Origin of the sequence: Micromonospora sp. WMMC241 (genome assembly GCF_027460165.1) — a bacterium.
GTDB classification, from domain to species: domain Bacteria; phylum Actinomycetota; class Actinomycetes; order Mycobacteriales; family Micromonosporaceae; genus Micromonospora; species Micromonospora humi.
The window spans coordinates 2,122,925-2,143,548 of the sequence record NZ_JAPZBF010000001.1; the positions used below are offsets into that span (position 1 = coordinate 2,122,925).

The 20,624-nt window shown below is 70.9% G+C and carries 15 protein-coding genes; 7 read left to right on the top strand and 8 right to left on the bottom strand.

Annotated elements, in window-relative coordinates:
• Position 1: 1 nt before the first annotated feature.
• Both O7598_RS10065 and O7598_RS10070 read left to right on the top strand, forming a co-directional pair.
• Positions 2-2,470 (top strand): hypothetical protein, encoded by a 2,469-nt coding sequence (locus O7598_RS10065; RefSeq protein ID WP_269691043.1) that lies wholly within the window; start codon positions 2-4, stop codon positions 2,468-2,470.
• A complete protein-coding gene (locus O7598_RS10070) occupies positions 2,467-3,603 on the top strand; it encodes a Gfo/Idh/MocA family protein (protein WP_269691044.1) in 1,137 nt (378 codons plus the stop codon). The genes O7598_RS10065 and O7598_RS10070 overlap by 4 nt, the downstream gene beginning before the upstream one ends.
• Before the next feature lie 16 nt (positions 3,604-3,619).
• Here O7598_RS10070 and O7598_RS10075 read toward each other — a convergent pair whose 3' ends face one another.
• The 4 genes from O7598_RS10075 to O7598_RS10090 all read right to left on the bottom strand — a co-directional run bounded on the left by O7598_RS10075 (position 3,620) and on the right by O7598_RS10090 (position 10,838).
• The gene (locus O7598_RS10075; protein ID WP_269691045.1) at positions 3,620-5,077 is read right to left on the bottom strand and encodes an SDR family oxidoreductase; all 1,458 of its coding nucleotides are present in this window, start codon (positions 5,075-5,077) and stop codon (positions 3,620-3,622) included.
• Positions 5,078-5,335: 258 nt separating this feature from the next.
• Positions 5,336-7,075, bottom strand: coding sequence for a PQQ-dependent sugar dehydrogenase (locus O7598_RS10080; RefSeq protein WP_269691046.1), 1,740 nt, complete (start codon positions 7,073-7,075; stop codon positions 5,336-5,338).
• 28 nt (positions 7,076-7,103) lie between these two features.
• The gene (locus tag O7598_RS10085; protein ID WP_269691047.1) at positions 7,104-7,958 is read right to left on the bottom strand and encodes an SMP-30/gluconolactonase/LRE family protein; all 855 of its coding nucleotides are present in this window, start codon (positions 7,956-7,958) and stop codon (positions 7,104-7,106) included.
• Positions 7,959-8,387: 429 nt separating this feature from the next.
• Positions 8,388-10,838: a glycoside hydrolase family 3 N-terminal domain-containing protein gene (locus O7598_RS10090; protein WP_269691048.1), complete on the bottom strand. Its 2,451-nt coding sequence runs from the start codon at positions 10,836-10,838 to the stop codon at positions 8,388-8,390.
• A gap of 298 nt (positions 10,839-11,136) precedes the next feature.
• Between O7598_RS10090 and O7598_RS10095 the strand changes: the two genes are divergently transcribed.
• Both O7598_RS10095 and O7598_RS10100 read left to right on the top strand, forming a co-directional pair.
• A complete protein-coding gene (locus O7598_RS10095) occupies positions 11,137-12,789 on the top strand; it encodes an Ig-like domain-containing protein (RefSeq protein ID WP_269691049.1) in 1,653 nt (550 codons plus the stop codon).
• Between the two features lie 348 nt (positions 12,790-13,137).
• A complete protein-coding gene (locus O7598_RS10100) occupies positions 13,138-13,374 on the top strand; it encodes a DUF397 domain-containing protein (protein WP_269691050.1) in 237 nt (78 codons plus the stop codon).
• 29 nt (positions 13,375-13,403) lie between these two features.
• Here the strand turns inward: O7598_RS10100 and O7598_RS10105 are convergent, their stop codons facing one another.
• Positions 13,404-14,147: a DUF6082 family protein gene (locus tag O7598_RS10105; RefSeq protein ID WP_269691051.1), complete on the bottom strand. Its 744-nt coding sequence runs from the start codon at positions 14,145-14,147 to the stop codon at positions 13,404-13,406.
• A 405-nt stretch (positions 14,148-14,552) separates the two neighbouring features.
• On the opposite strand from O7598_RS10105, the gene O7598_RS10110 reads away from it, so the two are divergent.
• From O7598_RS10110 to O7598_RS10120, 3 genes are all read left to right on the top strand, one after another.
• Positions 14,553-15,824, top strand: coding sequence for a chitinase (locus O7598_RS10110; RefSeq protein ID WP_269691052.1), 1,272 nt, complete (start codon positions 14,553-14,555; stop codon positions 15,822-15,824).
• A gap of 19 nt (positions 15,825-15,843) precedes the next feature.
• A complete protein-coding gene (locus O7598_RS10115; protein ID WP_269691053.1) occupies positions 15,844-17,022 on the top strand; it encodes a carbohydrate-binding protein in 1,179 nt (392 codons plus the stop codon).
• A gap of 211 nt (positions 17,023-17,233) precedes the next feature.
• Positions 17,234-18,229, top strand: coding sequence for an MsnO8 family LLM class oxidoreductase (locus O7598_RS10120; protein WP_269694829.1), 996 nt, complete (start codon positions 17,234-17,236; stop codon positions 18,227-18,229).
• Here the strand turns inward: O7598_RS10120 and O7598_RS10125 are convergent.
• From O7598_RS10125 to O7598_RS10135, 3 genes are read right to left on the bottom strand one after another with little or no spacing between them, the layout of a single operon-like run.
• Entirely contained in the window at positions 18,226-18,912 is a 687-nt protein-coding gene (locus tag O7598_RS10125) for a GOLPH3/VPS74 family protein (RefSeq protein ID WP_269691054.1), read from the bottom strand. The genes O7598_RS10120 and O7598_RS10125 overlap by 4 nt on opposite strands.
• The gene (locus tag O7598_RS10130) at positions 18,909-19,628 is read right to left on the bottom strand and encodes an ABC transporter permease (RefSeq protein ID WP_269691055.1); all 720 of its coding nucleotides are present in this window, start codon (positions 19,626-19,628) and stop codon (positions 18,909-18,911) included. The genes O7598_RS10125 and O7598_RS10130 overlap by 4 nt, the downstream gene beginning before the upstream one ends.
• A 24-nt stretch (positions 19,629-19,652) precedes the next feature.
• Positions 19,653-20,534, bottom strand: coding sequence for an ABC transporter ATP-binding protein (locus tag O7598_RS10135; protein ID WP_269691056.1), 882 nt, complete (start codon positions 20,532-20,534; stop codon positions 19,653-19,655).
• Between the last annotated feature and the right edge of the window lie 90 nt (positions 20,535-20,624).

Genomic DNA, 20,624 nt, shown 5'->3' on the forward strand with positions numbered 1-20,624 from the left:
CGTGAGCGAGAGCGCCGGCGGTGGCCGACCGGTCTGGTACACCTTCGGCAACCACTTCCACTGGGTCGACATGCAGTGGCTGTGGGGATACGGCGTACTGGGCGCGTCCGTCCGCGACATGCTCGCCTTCACCGCCGCCACCGGCGCCCGGGGCAACCTCAACTTCGACGCCGTCGGCTACGAACGCATGGCCGCCGAGGAACCGGAGGCGCTCGCGCAGCTGCGAGCCGCTGTCGCGGCGGGCACGATCGAGGTCGTCGGGGCCAGCTACGGCCAGCCGTACCCGCTGTTCCACCACGGCGAGTCGGCGGTGCGTCAGCTGACCTACGGGGTCCGAGCGGTTCGCCGGTTGCTGGGGGTCCGGCCGGTCAGCTACTGGGAAGAGGAATTCTCCTTCTACCCGCAGCTGCCGCAGCTGTTGGCCGACACCGGCCACCGGTACGCCTCGCTGTTCTTCCAGTGGACCTGGCACACCCCGCACGTGCCGGCGGAGGACGCTCCGGCGATCTGGTGGGAGGGCGTGGACGGGACCCGGATCCTCGCCACCCCGCGCGGCCCGTTGAATCTCCACCAGTGGCCGGAGGACTTCACCGCGCTCAAGGAGCATCCCCTGCTGACGGAGTCGCCGGCGCCGGTGATCCAGCAATGGCTGGAGCTGCTTCCGTCGCCGGACTGGATGTGCCGCTCCGAGCTGCTGCTCGACGGCATGAACGAGTTGCTGTCCACGCCGGGGCTGGACATCCGGTTCGGCACCCTCGCCGAGGTGCTGGCGGCCGTCGGCCCGCACGCCCCGGTTCGCAGGTACACGATGGATGATGTCTTCCACGGGATGAGCCTGGGCAAGAACGGCGACCTCGGGCACCGGCGCAGCCGCGAGACCGAGCAGACGCTGCTGGCCGCCGAGGCGCTGTCGGTGCTGGCCGGCCGGCTCGGTCGGCCGTACCCGCACTGGGACGTCTACCCGATCTGGGAGCTGGAGGAGGGCTGGCGGGAACTGCTGGCCTTCCAGCATCACGACAACGACGAGTGTGAAGGGCTCTGCGGGCACGTGGGCCGCGCCGGCCTGGACCGGGGGCAGGCACTGGCCCGCGCGGTGCTGGACCGCACCGTGGCCGGCATCGCGGGCCGGACGCCCGGCCCCGCCGGCCGGACCGTGTTGGTCAACCCGCTCGGCTGGGCCCGGTCGGTGGTGCGCGACGGCCGCCGAGTCGAGGTGCCGGCGGTCGGCTGGACCGTTCTCGACGACGACGACGACGGCGACGCGGTCGACGGTCACCGCGCCGCCCCGGCCGTGACGGTTGTCGACGACGGCGACGCCGTCACGCTGCGCCGGGGCGACTTCCAGGTGGTGGTGGACCGACGCCGCGGGGTCGTCACCGACGTCGGCGGCCTGGGCTGCGGACCGGCCGGACTGGGCGGCCTGCGCTGCGAACGTGGCGGCGTCGAGCACCGGTACGTCCCGACCGCGGTACGCGTCGAATCGGACCGGGTGGTGCTGGCGCTCGGGTCGCCGGCCGGCGACGAGATCCAGCTGACCGTGACGCTCGCACCGGAGCTGGACGCGGTGGACCTGTCGTTCGACTCGGCCGCGGTGGCACCGCCGGACGGCCGGCACCATGCCAGCCTGATGACGCTGGTGGAGCCGGAACTGCAGGTGCGGACAGTCTGGCACGACACCCCGTACGCGCTCGGCCCGGTGAACGGCCGCGGCCGGTACCAACGCAAGTATCCGACCGGCGACTGGATGACCTCGCCGCAGGTGTTCGAAGAGGTCGTCGACCCGTTCACCGGGTTGCAACTGATCGACCTGCTCGACGCCGACGGCGCCGGGCTGCTCTGGCTGCACGATGGCAGCCAGGGTTTCCTGCGCGCCGAGCGGGGCGCCTGGAACGTGCTGTCCATGCGCGACCCCTGGGACGAGCAGCACTTCACCGCCGAGCTGCACGCCCGGGCCCGGGTGCTGGCGCACGACGGCCTCACCCCGGCCGCCCGGTGGCGGCTGGCACAGGAGTTCACCCGGCCGGTCCTGACGGTCCGGCCGGCTGTCGACGGCGGTGAGCTGCCGCCGGCGCTGTCCCTGGTCCGGCTCGACGGCCGGCCCGGGGCCGCGGTCACCGCGGTCTACCGGGAGACCGGGTACGCCGGAGCCGGGCTGCCGGAACATGCCACCGCGACGCTGGACCGGCCGGTGATGGTCCGGCTGGTCGAGTTCGACGGTGACGACGGCGACGCCGACCTCGTGGTGACCGGCACCGTCGCCCGGGCCTGGCGGGCCAGCGTCCTCGGCGAACTGCGCGAACCGCTGTCGGTACGAGCGGTCGACGGCGCCTCCCGGGTCACCGTCCACCTGCGCGCCCACCAGATCACCACCGTCGTCCTGGATCTGGCCGAGGCCGGCAAGCAGTCCCGGGACCTGGACGCGCACCGCGAGGTGTGGGCGACGGTCCACCGCACCGAGGAGGACCGATGAGCCACTTTCCCCGGGTGGCCCGCGGCACCCACTCGTACCCCCGGGACGAGTCCGTGCCGCCGGAACAGCGACTCGGCCTGGGGGTGGTCGGCCTGCACGAGGGGCGGACCGCCCTGCTGGCCGCGTACCGGACCCGCAGCGTGCGGCCGGTTGCCGGGTGCGACCTCGACCCCGCCACCCTGGCCGAGGTCGGCGCCGAGGTGCCCGAGGTGGCCATGACGACCTCCTACCCCGAGCTGCTGGCTCGCGACGATGTGCGGATCGTCGGCGTCTACACGCCGGACCACTTGCACGCCGAGCACATCGTGGCGGCATTCGAGGCCGGCAAGGACGTGGTGTGCACCAAGCCGATCGTGAACGACCTCGCGGCGGCTCGAGAGGTGCTCGCGGCGGCCCGGCGCACCGGACGGCGGCTGCTGGTCGGCCAGTCCACCCGGTTCTTCGAGTCGTTCCGGCGGCAGCGCACGGCGTACGAGCGCGGCGAGGTGGGCGAGGTCGAGGTGGTGGAGGCGCACTACACGCATCGGATGGACTGGTATTACGACCGGGCGCCATGGATCGTCGGCGACACCGACTGGGTGTACCTGGGCCTGAGCCACCCGCTGGACCTGCTGCGCTGGTATCTCGGACCGATCGCGTCCGTGTCGGCCGTGGGCACCCGCTCGGCGCTGGCCCGCGCGCACGGCTGCGCGTCGTACGACATCTACTCGGTCAACGCGGTGACCGCGGACGGGCGGCTCGGCCGGGTGTTCGGCCACTACGGCATGCACGAACTACCCCGGGCCCGCAACTCGATCGAGTGCCTGCTGTACGGCTCGACCGGCACGTCCATGGCGCAGTACCACGACATGCGCTACCTGCACACCGCGCCGGACGGCACCGAGGTGGTGGAGGACATGCTCTACGAGTACCGCCACTACCACTTCAACAACGAGGTGCACGGCATGCACTACGGGGAGTTCGCCAACTACCTGCAGTACTTCGCCGACGCGCTCACGTCGGGCGCCGACCACACCCCGGACCTGGTCGAAGGAATCGAGACGTTCTGCCTGATGGAGGCAGTCCGCCGATCGGCGCTGGAGGGCGGCCGCCCGGTCGAGCCGGCCGAACTCTCCGCCCAGCTCGACCTCTGAATCATGGGCGCGCCGATCACCAGGCGCAGGGCGCGTAGTCCTTCAGGAAGCAGCCGTACAGGTCTTCGCCCTGTTCGCCGCGGACGATCGGGTCGTAGACCCGGGCCGCGCCGTCTACCAGGTCCAGCGGGGCGTGGAAGCCGGCGTCCGCCAACCGCATCTTCGTCGGGTGGGGCCGCTCGTCGGTGATCCAGCCGGTGTCGACGCTGGTCATGAGGATGCCGTCGGCCAGCATCTCCTGGGCGCTGGTCCGGGTGAGCATGTTCAGCGCGGCCTTGGCCATGTTGGTGTGCGGGTGCCCCGGCCCCTTGTAACCGCGGGCGAACTGGCCCTCCATCGCCGACACGTTCACCACGTACTTCCGGCGGGCGGTCGCCGCGGCCATCGCCGGTCGAAGTCGGCTGACCAGCACGAACGGCGCGGTCACGTTGCACAGCTGCACTTCGAGCAGCTCGACCGGGTCCACCTCGTGCACCCGCTGCACCCAGCTGTTGACCGGATCGAGGTCCGGCACCAGACCGCCGGCGTCGATGGCGGTGGCTGCCGCGATCCGTTCCGGCGACGCGGAGCCGCTGGTCAGCGCCAACGCGGTGAGCGCCTGCGGGGTGACCGTGGCCGACCGGGGTGAGGCGATCATTCCCGCCGGGTCGCCCTGGCCGGCAGGTTTGGCGAACGTGATCAGCTCCGGCAGGGGGCCGTCCGGCAGGGCCGCCGCCTCCGCGGCGACGAGCTGCGCGTACGCCCCGGGCGTGCGGCGGACGGTCTGCGCCGCATTGTTGATCAGGATGTCGAGTGGTCCCTGGGCGCTGACCGAGTCGGCGAGGGCGATCACCTGGGCGGGGTCGCGCAGGTCGATCCCGACGACCCGCAGGCGGTGCAGCCAGTCCCCGCTGTCCGGCATCGCGGCGAATCGGCGGACCGCGTCGTGTGGGAACCGCGTGGTTACCGTGGTGTGCGCGCCGTCGCGCAGCAGCCGCAGCGCGATGTACATGCCGATCTTGGCTCGGCCGCCGGTGAGCAGCGCGCGCCGGCCGGTCAGGTCGGTGCGGGCGTCGCGGCGCTCCCGGTTGAGCCTGGCGCAGGGCGGGCAGAGCTGATGGTAGAAGGCGTCCACCTCGTGGTAGCGCTGCTTGCAGACGTAGCAGCCGCGCGGATTGTGCAGGAAGCCGGCCGTGGCACCGGCGGTGGGGGAGGCGAGCGGGATGCCCTGGGTCTCGTCGTCGATCCGGCCCGGTGCGCCGGTGGCGGTGGCCGCCGTCACCGCGCGGTCGGCCGCCGCGATGGCATCCCGCCGTTCCTCGCGTCGCCGCTGCTTGATCACCTTGTAGAGCTTCGCGGTGGCCCGTTGCACCCGCACCACGTCGGGGTGATCGGAAGGCAGGGATTCCAACGCCTCGAAGACGCTGAGGCAGGTCTCCAGCCGTCCGCGGTCAATGCCGCCTTGACCGTTTTCGGTAATGTTGTCCGCCGTCATGCGTCGCTGTCTCGTCCCGTTCCCTGCGCCGGAACCACCCGGCCCACCCCAAGTCCGACCCGGAACTGTACGCACCGCACGGCCTCCGACGCATCCCGCCCCTGTTCAGCAGCCTGAAGATCGCGGAGGCAAACCTCGCCCGGTGCGCGGAAACCGTGCATGTCCAGCCGCACGAAGCTCGGTGCAGCCCGCTCGGAGGGTGCCCGCGCGCCGCGGGCGCCCTCCGAGGGCCGGCGGTGCCGGATTCCCGGCTCGCCGTCAGCTGGTGGGGCCGGATGCCGCCCCACCGAGGGTCACCTTGAGGATCTTCTCGTTGCTGTTGTTCGGGATGCTGTCCTTGTCCCCGCCGGTGCTCGTGGTCAGCCACAGGTTGCCGTCGACCGTCGGTTCGACGGTGCGCAGCCGGAAGTACGTACCGACGAAGTACTGCTGGACGTTGGTGAGCGTGTTGCCGCTGATCTCCGCACGGTACATCCGGTTGCCACGCAGGCAGGCGATGTAGAGCACGTCCCGGACGATCGCGATGCCGCTGCACGAGGCGTCGGCCACCGGGTACGTCCGGACCGGGGCCCTGAAGTTCGGGTTGGCGCAGTTGCCGGAGGTGCCCTCGCAGGCGGGCCAGCCGTAGTTGCCGCCCTTGACGACGATGTTGGTCTCGTCCATGACGTTGTTGCCGAACTCCTGCTCGAAGAGCCGACCCTGGGAGTCGAAGGCGAGTCCCTGCGGGTTGCGGTGGCCGTAGCTCCACACGTAGTTGCCGAAGGGGTTGTCCGCCGGCACCGTGCCGTCCGGGTTGAGCCGCAGCACCTTGCCGCCCAGGTTGTTGGTGTCCTGGGCGACGTCCGGGTTCTGTCCGTCGCCGGCGGCGGCGTAGAGCTTGCCGTCGGGGCCGAAGCGCAGCCGGCCGCCGTTGTGGTACTTGTTGCGCGGGATTCCCGTGACGAGCACCTGCTCGGTGTTGGTCTGCAGCGTGCCGTCGTAGCGGATGCGCACGATCCGGTTGTCGGTCGTGGTGGTGTGGTAGATGTACAGCCAGTGGTCGGTGGTGAAGGTGGCCGAGACGGCCAGCCCGAGCACGCCGCCCTCGCCGTTGGTGCCGGCCACGTTCGGCACGGTGCCGATGCTGTGCTTGCCGGTGCCGTCCGGGTTCATGGCGACGATGTCGAACAGGTCGCGCCGGCCGTAGAGGACCGTGCCGTCGGGCAGTTGCACCAGGCCCCAGGGCAGGTCCTTCTCGGTGGTGACCGCAGTGGCGCCGCAGATCGGGCTCGTGCAGCCCGAGCCGGTGTGCGCGGTGACCGCGGCGCTCGTGCCCGAGACATTGCCCTGGGCGTCCCGGGCGGTCACGGTGTACCGGTAGTCGGTGTCGGGCGTCAGCCCGGTGTCGGTGAACGTGGTCGCCGGCGGGTTGCCGGCGGTGCCGGTGGTGGAGCCGACCGCCGTACCGTTGCGCAGGATGGTGTAGCCGGTGACCGCGACGTTGTCGGTGGAGGCCGACCAGGTGAGCGTCACGTCCGTGCCGTTGACCGTCGCGGCCAGGTTGGTCGGCGCGCTGGGCGCAGACGTGTCCTGCTGGCAGAACGGCGGGGTGACCGGGAGCGTGGAGCTGGCCTGCGAGACGTTGCCGGCGGCGTCGCGGGCGTTGACGTACCAGCCCCAGGTGACACCCTGCACGACGCCGAGCGTGGCGGTCAGCGTCCGTCCCGGGACCGAGGTGACGAGCTGGCCGTCGTGGTAGATGTCGTAGAAGGCGACGCCGACGTTGTCCCGGGAGGCGTACCAGGAGAGCGTGACGGACTGGCAGGTCAGCCGGGTGCTGCGCAGGCCGGTCGGCCGGGTGGGCGGGCTGGTGTCGGCGGCGAGCCGGGCCGCTGGCCGGCTCCCGGTCGCCGGTGCGGCCGGCGCGGCGTTGGCGGGTACGCCGGTCAGGATGGTGCCGGCGCAGATCAGCAGGGCGAGCGGGACGCGGTGTCGGGATTGGTGAGGACGAATCCGCACGGGTGTTCTTCCTTCCGGGGGTTCTTGGTCAGTACGGGTAGCCGGGGACGTTGAGTCGCACGCTGTACAACCCGGAGTCGTTGGTTCGGCCGGAGGTGACGTAGAGCGTCTGCCGGTCGGGTCCGCCGAACGCCACGTTGGTGGTGCCGGCGCCGCCGGAGCGGATCGTGCCGAGCTGCGCGCCGGCGGGCGAGTAGACGTGGATCAGCCCGTCCGAGCCGGAGGCCCAGTACACGTTGCCGGCGCAGTCGACGGTGGCCCCGTCGGGACCGCCGAGGTAGTTCACGAAGACGCTGCGGGCGCCGGTGCTGCCGTCGGGCTGCACGACGTACTTGTAGATCTTGTTCTCGGCGTAGGCGCCCACGTAGAGCGTGCTGCCGTCCGGGGAGAGCGCGATGCCGTTGGGTTGCCGCAGCCGGTCGTCCACCAGCGACACCTGGCCGCCGGAGACGCGGAAGACGCTGGTACGTCCGCTCATCTGGTCGGGTCGGTTGCCGCGCTGGAAGGTGGGGTCGGTGAAGTAGACGACGCCGTCGGAGCGGACCGTGACGTCGTTGGGGGAATTGAACGACCGGCCCTGGTAGCCGGCGGTGACGGTGCTGCGGGCCTGGTCGCTCAGCCGGTACGCGGAGACGTTCCGCTGGTCGTGGGTGGCGGCGATGATCTGCTGGGCGTCGGGACTGAGCGCCAGGCCGTTGCTGCCGGCGTCGGCGACGAAGGTGTCGAAGGTCGCCGGCGGGGTGAACCGGCGGATCGTGGAGGGCTGCACGTTGTTCGGCCCGGTGCCCGCGGCCATGTCGGACATCAGCAGGTAGCCGCCGTCGGCGATCCAGACCGGTCCTTCGAGGAACGAGAACCCGCTCCGGATCTTCGTCGCGGACACGGAGCTGGCCGGCAGGGGTGGGCCGTAACCGGTACCTCCCGGGCAGACCCCGGGAGGCGCGCCGGGCGGGCCGGCGAGCGGGTTGGTGTGAACGTTCACACGAGCGGCGTGCGGAGGTGCCGGGGGTGCGGCGCCGGCGGGGCCTGGTGCGGTGGTGAGTGCGAGGCACAGGCCGGTGAGTGCGGCCGTGGTCGGACGCCAGTTCATCGGGGGTCCTCCAGGTGAGGTCGGTGGATGCGGGGCCGGTGGTTGCCGGAGAGCTGGACGCGGCCACCAGCGCCTATTATTGATTATCATCAATGTATATGAGGCGCAGCCCAGGGGAGTAAGCGACTGCCGGGACGGGCCGAGAGTCCACCGCCGGCGGTGCGCCGGCGTGTCAACAGGTGACGACACCGACACACCGCGGGTGGTGCTACGGCTGGCCGGTCACCCGGCGGTGCACGGTGCCCCGTTGAGCGTGAACGAGGCCGGGCGTGGGTTGGTGCCGCTGAAGGTGCCGTTGAAGCCGAGCCCGGTGGACGCGCCGGCCGGCAGCGAGCCGTTCCACGCGGCGTTGCTCGCCGTCACCGTCGTGCCGCTCTGCGACCAGGTGGCCGACCAGCCCTGGGTGACGCGCTGGCCGGCGTCGGGGAACGCGAAGCGCAGCGTCCAACCGGACAGCGCGACGGTGCCGGTGTTGCGCACGGTGATGGTGGCGCTGAAGCCACCGCCCCAGTCGTTTGTCGCGTAGGTGACGTGGCAGGCGGCCGCGCCGGACGTGGGCGTCGGCGTCGGCGTGGGGTCCACCCCCGCCGCCTGCACCACGACCGGCGGCGAGGCCGCCGAGATGTTGCCGGCCGCGTCGGTCGCGACCACGTAGAACTGCCGCGACGCGCCGGGAACCAGCCCGCTGATCGTGATGGACGGGGTGGCTGTCCGGCCGTACACCGTGTCGGACGTGCCGGCCACCTCGTGGACGACGTACTCCCGCACGCCCACGTCGTCGGTGGACGGCGACCAGGTCAGCGTGGCGGACGTGCCGCTGACGGTGGCCCGTAGGTTGCTCGGCGCGGTAGGCGGGGTGGTGTCCGGCGCCGGGTTGCCGTAGCTCAGCCCATGGCCGTACGGGAACAGCGGGGCCTTGCCGTCGCCGTCGTTGATCGGCTGCTGGCCGGCCGACTGCATCCAGGTCACCGGCAGCTTGCCGGTGGGCTGGCGCACCGCGAACAGCACGTCCGCCACGCCCTGGCCCTCGGTGCCGGGCAGCCAGGCGGCCACCAGGGAGTTCCAGTTCGGCACCTGTGCCGCGATGTCCAGTGGGCGGCCGGAGACCAGCACGACCACCACCGGCACGCCGGCCGCGCGCAGCGTGTTGATGGTGTTCAGGTCGGTGGCGTCCAGACCCATGCCGGCGGGTCGGTCGCCCTGGCCCTCGGCGTACGGCGTCTCGCCGACCACCGCGACCGCGACGTCGTAGGAGGAGTCGATGCCGCTGCCGTTGAGGTTGTAGGTAACGGTGCCGGCCGAGCCGACGGTGTTCCGGATGCCCTGCAGGATCGTCGTGCCCGGGGTGGTGTTGCCGCTGCCGCCCTGCCAGCTGACGGTCCACCCGCCGCTCTGGTTGCCGATGTCGTCGGCGTTCCTGCCGGCGACGAAGATCCGGCTGTTGGTGCGCAGCGGAAGCGCGCCACCGTTCTTCAGCAGCACCTGCGACTTGGCCACCGCCTCGCGGGCCAACTCGCGGTGTGCCGCGCTGCCCACGGTGCCCGCGTACGAGCGGTCCGCGAGAGGGCGCTCGAAGAGGCCCAGTTCGAACTTCTTGGTCAGGATCCGCCGGTTGGCGTCGTCGATGCGCGACAGCGGCACCCGGCCCGCCTGCACCTCGCCGCGCAGGAGCGTGATGAAGGACCGCCAGCCGTCGGGCGCCATCACCATGTCGATGCCGGCGTTGACCGCCTGCGCCACCTCGGCGCCGGTGAAGCCGGGAGCGCCGTCGATCTGGTCGATGCCGTTCCAGTCGGAGACCACGAAGCCGGTGAAGCCCAGCTCGTTCTTCAGCAGGTCGGTGACGAGGTAGCGGTTGCCGTGCAGCTTCTGCCCGTTCCAGCTGCTGTACGAGATCATGATCGAGCCCACGCCCCTGCGGATGGCCTCGACGAACGGCGGCAGGTGGACGGCCCGCAGCTCCGCTTCGGAGATCTGGGCGTTGCCCTGGTCGGTGCCGTTCGTGGTCCCCCCGTCGCCGACGTAGTGCTTGGCGGTGGCCAGCACGCTGGCCGGTCCGCCGAGCGTGGTGCCCTGGTAGCCGGTGACGATGGTGCTCATCTGCGTCGCCAGCTCGGGCTTCTCGCCGAACGACTCGTAGGTGCGGCCCCAGCGGTCGTTGCGGGCCACGCAGAGGCAGGGCGAGAAGGTCCAGTCCACGCCGGTGCCGGTGACCTCCTCGGCGGTCGCCCGGCCGATCCGCTCGGCCAGGCCCGGGTCGCGGGTGGCACCCAGGCCGATGTTGTGCGGGAAGATCGTCGCGCCGACCACGTTGTTGTGTCCGTGCACGGCGTCCGAGCCGTAGAGCATCGGGATGCCGAGCGGCGTGGCCAACCCGCCCCGCTGGAAGGCGTCGTACATGTCGGCCCAGCCGGCCGGAGTGTTCGGCGACGGCGCCGAGCCGCCGCCGGACAGGATGGAGCCGAGCCGGTAGGTGGTCACGTCGGCCGGACTGACCTTGGCGCGTTCGGCCTGGGTCATCTGGCCGATCTTCTCGTCCAGCGTCATTCGCGACAGCAGGTCCACCACCCGCTGAGCCACGGGCAGGGACGGATCCTGGTAGGGCAGCGTCTGAGCCGCCGCGACCGGGGTCAGGGTCAGGCCGGTCGCGGCGAGCGCGACCGCCGTGGCCACGCCGACGACGGCTGTCCGGGTACGAGAGGGGCGCGTGGATCCGCGGAGCCGGATGCGCATGAGCATTCCCTTCGGGAATCGATGGCGGTGCCCTGTGGTTGCCCTGTGCCCGGAACTCGGCTCTGCCTCATGATGCCACGCCCCACGCCCTCCTTCATGGACGGCCGCACGGTCCGGTCCACACGTCACCGACCGGTTCGGTGTGGGCGACGGTCCCGCCCGGGCCGCTGCGGTATTGACAGACCTGTCCCGGCCGTCGAGGCTTTATCGAGCGACTTTCATCAATGTATGCGGGGGCATGATGCGACGCAGGATCTTCGCGCTGGCCACGGCCGCTGCGGTCGTCGTCGGCGGGGCCATGACGATGGTGCTGCGGCCGGCCTACGCCGCGACCGTGTGCACCGTGGACTACACGATCACCCGTGAGTGGTCCAACGGCTTCTGGGCCGAGCTCACCGTCACCAACCTGGGCGCTCCCGTCACCGACTGGTGGCTGCGGTTCCGACAGGCCAGGGATCAAACGATCACCATGGGCCTCGACCGGCTGCCGGACGGATACACGCTTGGCAGCGGTGAGTTGTACCCGGTCACCACGCTCCGCCCACCGCCGGGGTCCACGCTGCCGGCGGGCGCCTCGGTGACGGTGCGGTTCGGCGGCAACCACCGGGTCGCGGACCCCGAGCCGACCGACTGGGTGTTGAGCGGCCAGCCGTGCGACGTGGACGTCGCCGGTCCGACCCACTCGCCGCCGCCGGCCTCGGGCAGCCCGCAGCCCAGCCCCAGCCCACTGCCGGGCGGGCCGTCGGTGGCGCTCACCTCGCCCCTACCCAACGACTTCTTCGCCGCGCCAGGCGTCGTCCCGATCCGGGCGCAGGCCACGGCGGCGGCCGGCCGGCGGATCGAGCGGGTCGAGTTCCGGGAGCGCGGCACGTTGCTCGCCGTGGACACCACCGAGCCGTACGCGTTCGACTGGCGCGGCGTGCCGCCGAACAGCGGCACCCGCGTCACCGCCACCGCCTACGACAGCAGCGGCGCCCAGGCCACCGCCGAGGTCCGCGGCGTCCGGGTGCTCCCACCGCCGGCACCCGGTGCCGCACCCGCGCTCAAGGCATTCGGTAACCGCATCCGCACGGTCACCGCCGACCCGAGGCCCTACCGGCCACGCGGAATCATCCGGTCGGCCGTGTCCGCCGAGTGCGCGTGGGGACCGATCCGCTGGGACGGTCCGGTCGACGACGTCTCCGTGGGCGCGCTGCGGGCCCGCGGCGTCGACGCGGTACGGGTCGTGCTGAGCGACGCCTGCTACGTCTACACCGGAAGCCCTACCGACAGACGGAACCGCGTCGGCTACCTCGACGAGGCGGCCCGGTACGTCGACCGGCTCGTCCGGGCCGGCATCACACCCATCGTGTCGCTGCGCCAGAGCGACGATCTCGCCGCCCGCTCGTTCTGGAGCGCGGCGGCGGAGGTGTTCGGGGACGACAACGCGGTGGTCTTCGACATCTCGCCCGACACCTTCCCGGCGGCCGGCGGCACCGATGCCGCGGCGGTCTGGACCTGCTGGCGTGACGGCGGTCCCGCGTGCCTGGGCACCGGCCTGCCGAACTTCGGCGTGCAGGAGCAGATCCGCCTGCTTCGCGTCCGAGGCTCGTTCAACCTGGTCCTCGCCGCCGGGATCGACGGCGGCAACGACCTGAGTCGGTGGCTGGAATACCGCCCGGCCGACCCGGACGGCCGCAGCGTGGCTGCCGCCTGGCGCGTCGACGACCGATCGGCCTGCGCCACGCCGGCCTGCTGGCGGTCCACCCTGCTCCCGGTCGCCGCCCAGGTGCCGCTGGTCGCCACCGACGTCGGCGCCGGCTCGTCGGCGCCGACGTTCGTGCTGCGCACGGTCACCTGGCTCGACCAGCACGGCATCGGCCACCTGCGCCGGCGACCGGGGGAGGGGTAGGCCCGAGCTACCACGTCCTCGAATCCGGCCGGGTCACCTCGCACGGCGACGGGGGAGTCACGGCGGAGCGCGAGGTGCGCGCGGCCCTCGCGGTCTGACCCGAGCCGGGTCGCGTCCTTCGGTGCCGAGATCCGCCCGTTCACCCTCGAAGACCCGGCCACATGTTGGAGAGGAGTGACAAGGGCTGGTGAGAAAACGGCGACGGTATCGCTCCAACTTCCACGATGTCGTGGTCGCTCGTCGCACACCGTGTGCGACGAGATCGTCGCAGTCCAGATATTTTACGCTCTGACGCTCTCTGGAAGAGGAGTTGAATCGGCGGGGTCGTTGGTAAGGAGCTTTCAATTGATGTCCGAGTATCGCGACAATCGGCCACTGGTCTGGGTCAAGAGCAGTCGCAGCACATTGACCCAGGAGTGCATCGAAGTGGCAAGAAATCGGCATCAGGCCTTGGTGAGGGACTCAAAAGATCCTGACGGCCTGGTTCTCACCTTCTGTAATTCAGCCTGGAGGATGTTCATCCTCAACGTCGGCAGCGACTTTGCCGAGGCAGCGCACGCCACGGGGAAGTCCGACCTCGAATAGGGCCTACGCAGGGTGTCTCCGCGGTGGTGTCAGAATTTGTCGAGAAAACGCCGCCCTGTCGGCTGTAGCAGGATACCAATCGCGACCCCTGCCGCTATGCCGACAATAAAGGTCTGGCGGGAGCCGGGCGGGGGCTGTCGCCCTGAACCCGAACCGGTGAGCTGGGCAGCTCGGCTCCTGGATGCCTCTGCGGCGACTTGGGCGGCCTTCTCGGATTCCTCGGACAGGATTGCCCAGAAACGCCGACGTCGTCGCGAACTGAGATATGACCCCCCGTTGGTGTCCCACCACTCGCGAGCGGTCCCCGACTCGAAGAGGCGCCTCGCTACGACGTGCAGCGTGTCCTCCTTCATTTCGCCGAGGTCCCACACCATTGCCCAGTGGCCCACGAACAGATTCGCGTACACCTTCAGTGCCGCATCGGGATCACTGGTAGCAGCTGATCCATCAACATAAAGGAATTGCGGATTTTCGAGAGCCAGCTTCACGATGTCGAACTGTCTCTGGCGAATGAGGTGGACCTGACTGATCCTGTTCAAGTTGTTCTGGATCAGCAGGGATATTGACACGCCAATGAGGGCGAGGCCGGAAAGTATGGCTGACGTGCCACCGTACGCCTGACCAATGTTGGAGAGGTCACCCCACTGGGCCGAGAGGTCCGTCATCCAGGTCATTGCCACGGGAGAGAGGGCGACCAGGCCCATCGCCGCGATCGCGGCCAGTGAGATCAGCGTCTTCCGGCGCCATGACGCCCTGGTCTGAGAACTCGACATGCCACTCTCCGACAGTTCCGCGTGCGGCCACCGCTACGGACAGCATGGACCGGCCGCGCAAGTGCGTCGATGCGAGAGTGCCGCAGTCGTGCCGTGCGGCATTGCCGTCCATCGCTGTGAGCAGCGTCGTCGACGGCCCCTCCTCCACAATCCGATGCGGGTCCTGGGTCGTCGGCGCCCGTCCTGCGGGCTGCGGCGCCAGGGTGACCCGGGCCGGCGACGCCGCCCGCGAGCCGGGTGGCCTCGACCTCGTCGCCACCCCGCACGCCGAGTCGGCCGGGAGGGGCGCGCCAGGGATCACCGGCCGTTCCGGGAAAAATTCAAGTCGGTCTAACTCTGGACCTTTACTGTTAACAGTCCTAATAATAGGGCCCCGGTCCCGATCCGATCCGGAAGGCCCACTCCATGCGCCGCCCCGCCATCCTCGCCCTGGCCGCCGTGCTGGCCGCCGGTGTCACCACCGCCTACCTGGCGACGTCCGCCTCCGCGGCCGCCGCCTGCTACCCCACCTGGTCGTCGTCCGCCGTCTACGTCGGCGGCGGCCAGGTGTCCTACCAGGGCGTCAACTACCAGGCCAAGTGGTGGACCCAGAACGAGAACCCGGCCACGCACAGCGGCCAGTGGGACGTCTGGGCGAACCAGGGCGCCTGCGGCGGCACCACCCCGCCGACCACGCCACCTCCGACCACGACGCCGCCGCCCACCACGCGACCCCCGACCACACCCCCGCCCCCGCCCACCCCGCCGCCCACCACACCCCCGCCCACCGGCAACGGTCAGCTGCCGAAGCACTTCCTCACCGGCTACTGGCAGAACTTCGACAACCCGGCCCAGGAGATCCGGCTCCGTGACGTACCGGCCAGCTACGACCTGATCGCGGTCGCGTTCGCCGATGCGACGAGCACGCCCGGCGCGGTCTCGTTCAGCATCGACGCCGGCCTGAGCGCCTCACTCGGCGGCTACACCGACGCCGACTTCACCAACGACCTCGCCGTCCTGCACTCGCGTGGCAAGAAGGTCGTCATCTCGGTCGGCGGCGAGCGCGGCACCATCTCGGTCGCCAGTTCCGGCGCCGCCACGAACTTCGCCAACTCCATCGTCAGCCTCATCGGCGCCTACGGGTTCGACGGCGTCGACATCGACCTGGAGAACGGCGTCGACGCGACGTACCTGGGTCAGGCGCTGCGCGACATCCGCAACCGGACGAACCCCGACCTGATCATCACGATGGCGCCGCAGACCATCGACATGCAGAGCGTCGGCAGCCAGTACTTCCAGTTGGCGCTGAGCATCAAGGACATCCTGACCGTCGTCCACACGCAGTTCTACAACTCCGGATCGATGCTCGGCTGCGACAACAGCGCCGCGTACGCCCAGGGGTCGGTCAACTTCCTCGTGGCGCTCGCCTGCATCCAGCTGGAGAACGGGCTCCGGCCGGATCAGGTGTCCCTCGGACTGCCGGCCGCACCGAGCGCCGCCGGCGGCGGCTACGTCGACCCCTCGGTGGTCAACCAGGCACTCGACTGCCTCGGCAAGGGCACCAACTGCGGCTCCTTCCGGCCGCCGCGCACCTACCCCGGGATCCGTGGCGCCATGACGTGGTCGGTCAACTGGGACGTCACCAACGGCAACGGTTTCGCCGACACCGTCCGTCCCCATCTCCTCACCCTTCCCTGAACCCCCACCGGAGAGTGTCATGAAACTCAGGCAGAAGATCCTGGCCCTGGCCGCCGTCACGGTCACCGCCACCGCGATCGCGATCCTCCCGATGTCCACGTCGAACGCGGCCGCGGCCTGCTACCCCACGTGGTCGTCGTCCGCCGTCTACGTCGGCGGCGGCCAGGCCTCCTACCAGGGCGTCAACTACCAGGCCAAGTGGTGGACCCAGAACGAGAACCCGGCCACGCACAGCGGCCAGTGGGACGTCTGGGCGAACCAGGGCACCTGCGGCGGCACCACCCCGACCACCCCTCCGCCCAGCGGCCCGACCAACCCGCCGCCGGCCGGCCGGATGGCGGCGGCGCCGTACGTCTATCCCGGCTGGGGCAACCCGCCGGCGCCCTCGACGATCACCGGTCAGGGCGTGCGCGCGTTCACCGTCGCGTTCGTGCTGGCGAACGGCTGCAACCCGGTCTGGGACGGTGAGGGCGGCCTGACCGGCGGCGTGCACGAGTCCTGGATCAACCAGGCCAAGGCGGCCGGCGCGACCATCGTCCCGTCGATCGGCGGCTGGCAGGGCAACAAGCTCGGCCCGAACTGCTCCACCCCGGAGGCCCTCGCCGGCGCGTACCAGAAGGTCATCAACACCTTCGGCCTCAAGGCCATCGACATCGACATCGAGAACTACGACGAGTTCGAGAACTACACGGTCGCCGACCGCATCGTCAGCGCCCTGGGCATCATCAAGCGCAACAACCCGGGCGTCACCACGATCCTGACCTTCGGTACGACCACGAGCGGCCCCAACGTGCACGGCGTGCGGCTGATCAACCAGGCCCGGGCACTGAACGCCAACGTGGACGTCTTCACCATCATGCCGTTCGACTTCGGCGGCGGCAGCGACATGTACACCAGCACGCGCAACGCCGCGGAAGGCCTGAAGAACCAACTGAAGTCGACGTTCGGTTGGAACGACCAGACGGCGTACGCCCACATGGGCATCTCCGGTATGAACGGCCTGTCCGACCAGCAGGAGGTGACCACGCCGGCTACCTGGACGCGGATCCGTGACTACGCCAGGAGCAGCGGGCTCGCCCGCTTCACCTTCTGGGCGGTGAACCGGGATCGCGGCTGCGCCGGCGGCGGCGTGGTCTCCACCTGTAGCGGCATCGCCCAGAGCGACTGGGAGTTCAGCCGGATCTCCGCCGGCTTCTAGCGTCCGTCGAAGACCGGACCGGTCGGACCGGTGCCCGCGGCCGCGGTGGTGTCCCCGCCGTCGCAGCCGCGGGCGCCGGCCGTGACGTGACGGCTCTCGACCACGCGGCACCCGCTGTCCGCCCGCGCGGGGTCGCCCGGTTGAACCCTGAACAACCGGGTGTGTCGGTCCGGGAACAAGCCCGGGGTCCGGCGATGCTGGATCTGTGGTGATGGACAACGGCCTGCGCCTGTCACTGCTGGACCGGTCCCGGACCCGCGTCGGCGAGGCCGACTCCGAGGCGCTGCGGGGCACGGTGGCGCGGGCGGCGCATGCCGAGCGGCTGGGGTACGACCGCTTCTGGGTCGCGGAACATCACGGCGTCCCCGGTGTCGCGGGCGCGGCTCCGGCGGTGCTGCTGGCCGCCGTCGCCGGTGCCACGGCCGCCATCCGGATCGGTTCGGCCGGGGTGATGCTGCCGCACCACCAACCGCTCGTGGTCGCCGAGCAGTTCGCGACGCTCTCCGCCTTTGCCGCGGGCCGGGTCGACCTGGGACTGGGCCGCTCGCCGGGGTTCACCGCGCCCGTACGCCGCGCGCTGCGGCAGACCGACGGCGACTTCGCCGCGGACCTCGCCGAGCTGCGCCGGTTCCTCACCGCGACGGCGGAGATCAGCCTGCATCCGCAGCCGCAGGGTCCAGTGCCGCTGTACGTGCTGGCCACCGGAAGCGGTCTGTCGATCGCGGCCGAGCTGGGCCTGCCGGTGATCGTGGGTGGCCCGCTGCTGGGAGTCGGCGGCGATCCGTCTCCCGGGTTGGCGGCACTGGCCGAGTACCGGCGCGCCTTCCGACCCTCGCCACAGCAGTCCCGGCCGTGGGTGGCGGTCAGCCTCGACGTGCTGATCGCCGACACCGCCGCGGAGGCCGCCGACCTGCTGTTGCCGGAGGCCTGGGCGATGGCGCAGAGCCGGGCCACCGGGATCTTCCCGCCGCTGGAGCCGGTGGAGGCAGGCCGGTCCGCGCACCGCACCGCACGCCAGCAACAGCATCTCGAGCAGGCCGCCGCGAGGGCGATCGCCGGCCCGCCGGCGCAGGTGGAGCGGGAGCTCGCCGAGCTGCTCGACCGCACCGGGGCCGCGGAACTCGTCGCCGCCGGCAGTACCTTCGACCGGGCCGCCCTGGCCACGTCGGACGCCGAGTTGGCCACCCTGTTCGGCCGGCCGCACTAGCGTGGCGCAAGCAGGGTGACGGCCACGACGGTGCTGTTGACGACCGTGGCCGTCACGGTGCGGGTCACTGCCTGCGCCGTGGCGTCAGCGCCCCAGTCGCCGCGTTCGAGTTCCTTGGCCCGCATGATCACCGACGAGTTCCAGGGGATCTCCCGGTGGAACTGCGGGAGTGTTCCGCTCGCGGAGAGCAGGGCCCCGAGCGCGGCGACCCGGGCCGCCGGCTGCACGCCGTCGACGAGCGCCTGCCGGACGTCGGCGAGGAGACGGGTCCGGCGTTCGGTCCGTCCTTCCCGTAGGGCGGTGGACGTGAACAGGCCGAGAACCCGGCGCGACTCCTGGTCGATGTCCCCCCGTGCGACGAGCCGCTGCAACACCGGCTCACGCAGCGCCGGGCCGATCGCCGCGAGTGCCGTCTGCACCCCTCTCGGCTTCTCGGCGAGATAGTCCCACGCCGGGCGTAGGAGGCGGTTCGATGGCGGGTGATCCGGCACGCTCCGGATCCGGCCTCGATCCACCGTGGTCAGGTGGTCGCCGAGGGCGAGGTCGGCGAGGACGGCTCCGCCGAGGACGTAGAACAGGGTGTTCTCACCCGCGATGGTGCCGGAACCGGGTTGGAACAGCAGGAGCAGGAGATCTTCGGCCAGGGTCGGGGGAGTCGAATGCGTCCGGTCGTCGGCGGTCATCGGCGGGGCTCCCAGCGGAAGAGTCGGGTGGCCAGGGCGACGGCGACGGCCACCCAGCCCAGGGTGGGTGCGAGCAGGAACAGGGAGTCGGTCACGGCGACACCGCCGTTCCAGGCGTTCCTGGCCAGTTCGGTGGCCGCGCCGCCGGGCAGCAGCCGCTTGAGCCAGGCGAGGTTCTCGGTGCCGGCGATGCCCACCCAGGTGGCCACGGCGATCACGCCGAGGGTGACGGGCAGGGTGGTGACCTGGGCGTGCTCGGGGGAGTTGGTCAGTCCGGCGGTGGCCAGGGCCAGGGCGATCATCATGGCCAGGGTCGCGATGACCGCCAGCACGAGCAGGGGGACGTTGGCCGGGCCGCCGGCCACGACGGCCAGCGCGGTGAGGATCGCGGCCACCTGCACCACCGCGATCGTGGTCGGTGGCAGCAGCAGGCCGGCGAGAATGGTGGAGTCGGCGACAGCGGTGGAGCGCAGTCGTTTCAGGAAGAGATTCTGGCGTCGTGAGGCCAGGGTGGTTACGGCGGTGGCGTAGAGCCCGAACGCGGCCACGGTGAACATCACGATCGCCGCGATGTAGCCGAGACTGCCGATGTCGGCGAAGACCTCGTGCTGGCGGACGAAGAGGGCGGAGACGGCGAACGGAATGATGAGGCTGGTGACCAGCACCAGCCGGTTGCGGAAGATCTGGATCAGCTCACTGGACGCGATGGGCAACATGTGACACTCCTGTGCGGACGGGGTTCAGCGGGTGATGGCGCGGAAGACGTCGTCGAGCCGGGTCGGTCCGGCCTGCAGGTCCCGCAGCTCCACCGCGTGGTCCTGCGCCCACCCGAGCAGGGCGTGCAGGTCCTTCTGCAGGTCGAAGGTCTCGATCACGACCTTTCCGTCGGCGTCGACCTCCCCATGGCCGGGCGGGACCGGCACCGGTTCCGCGAGGGAGAACCGGATGACGGCCGGCAGGCTGCGGGTCAACTCGGAGACGGTGCCCTCGCGGTACAGGGCGCCCTGGTGCATGAGCCCGATCCGGTCGGCGCGCTGCTGCGCCTCCTCCAGGTAGTGGGTGGTGAGCACGATGGTGGCGCCGTTCTCGCGTAACCGGTCCACCGTCGCCCAGACGGCGTCGCGGGTCTGGATGTCCAGGCCGGTGGTCGGCTCGTCCAGGACGATCAGTTCCGGGGTGCCGTAGACGGCGGTGGCGAAGTCCAACCGCCGCTTCTCCCCGCCGGACAGTTGGGACACCCGCCGGCCGGCCCGGTCGGTGAGGTCGACCAGGTCGAGCACCCGGTCGACGTCGTCGCTGCGTCCGCTGAGTCGGCCGATCAGGCCGACGGACTCGCGGACCGTGAGGTCCGGGGAGAAACCGCTCTCCTGGAGCATGACGCCCATTCGGGGACGGACCGAGCGTCGGTCCCGCGGGCCGTGGCCGAAGACGCGTACGGTGCCGGAGGTCGGCGCGCGGTGTCCCTCGACGACCTCGAGGGTCGAGGTCTTCCCGGCCCCGTTGGTGCCCAGCAGGGCGTAGAGCTCCCCGGGGCGCACCTCGAAGGAGAGGTCCCTGACGGCGTGGAAGTCGCCGTAGGTCAGGTTCAGCCGGCCGACTTCGATGACGGGTGTGGTGGACATGCACCCATGACAGCGCGGATGCGGCCGGGGCGTCAGTGGCGCGGTGTCACGACCGGATGTGACGTGGTGTCACTGGTCGGGGCCGGTGCC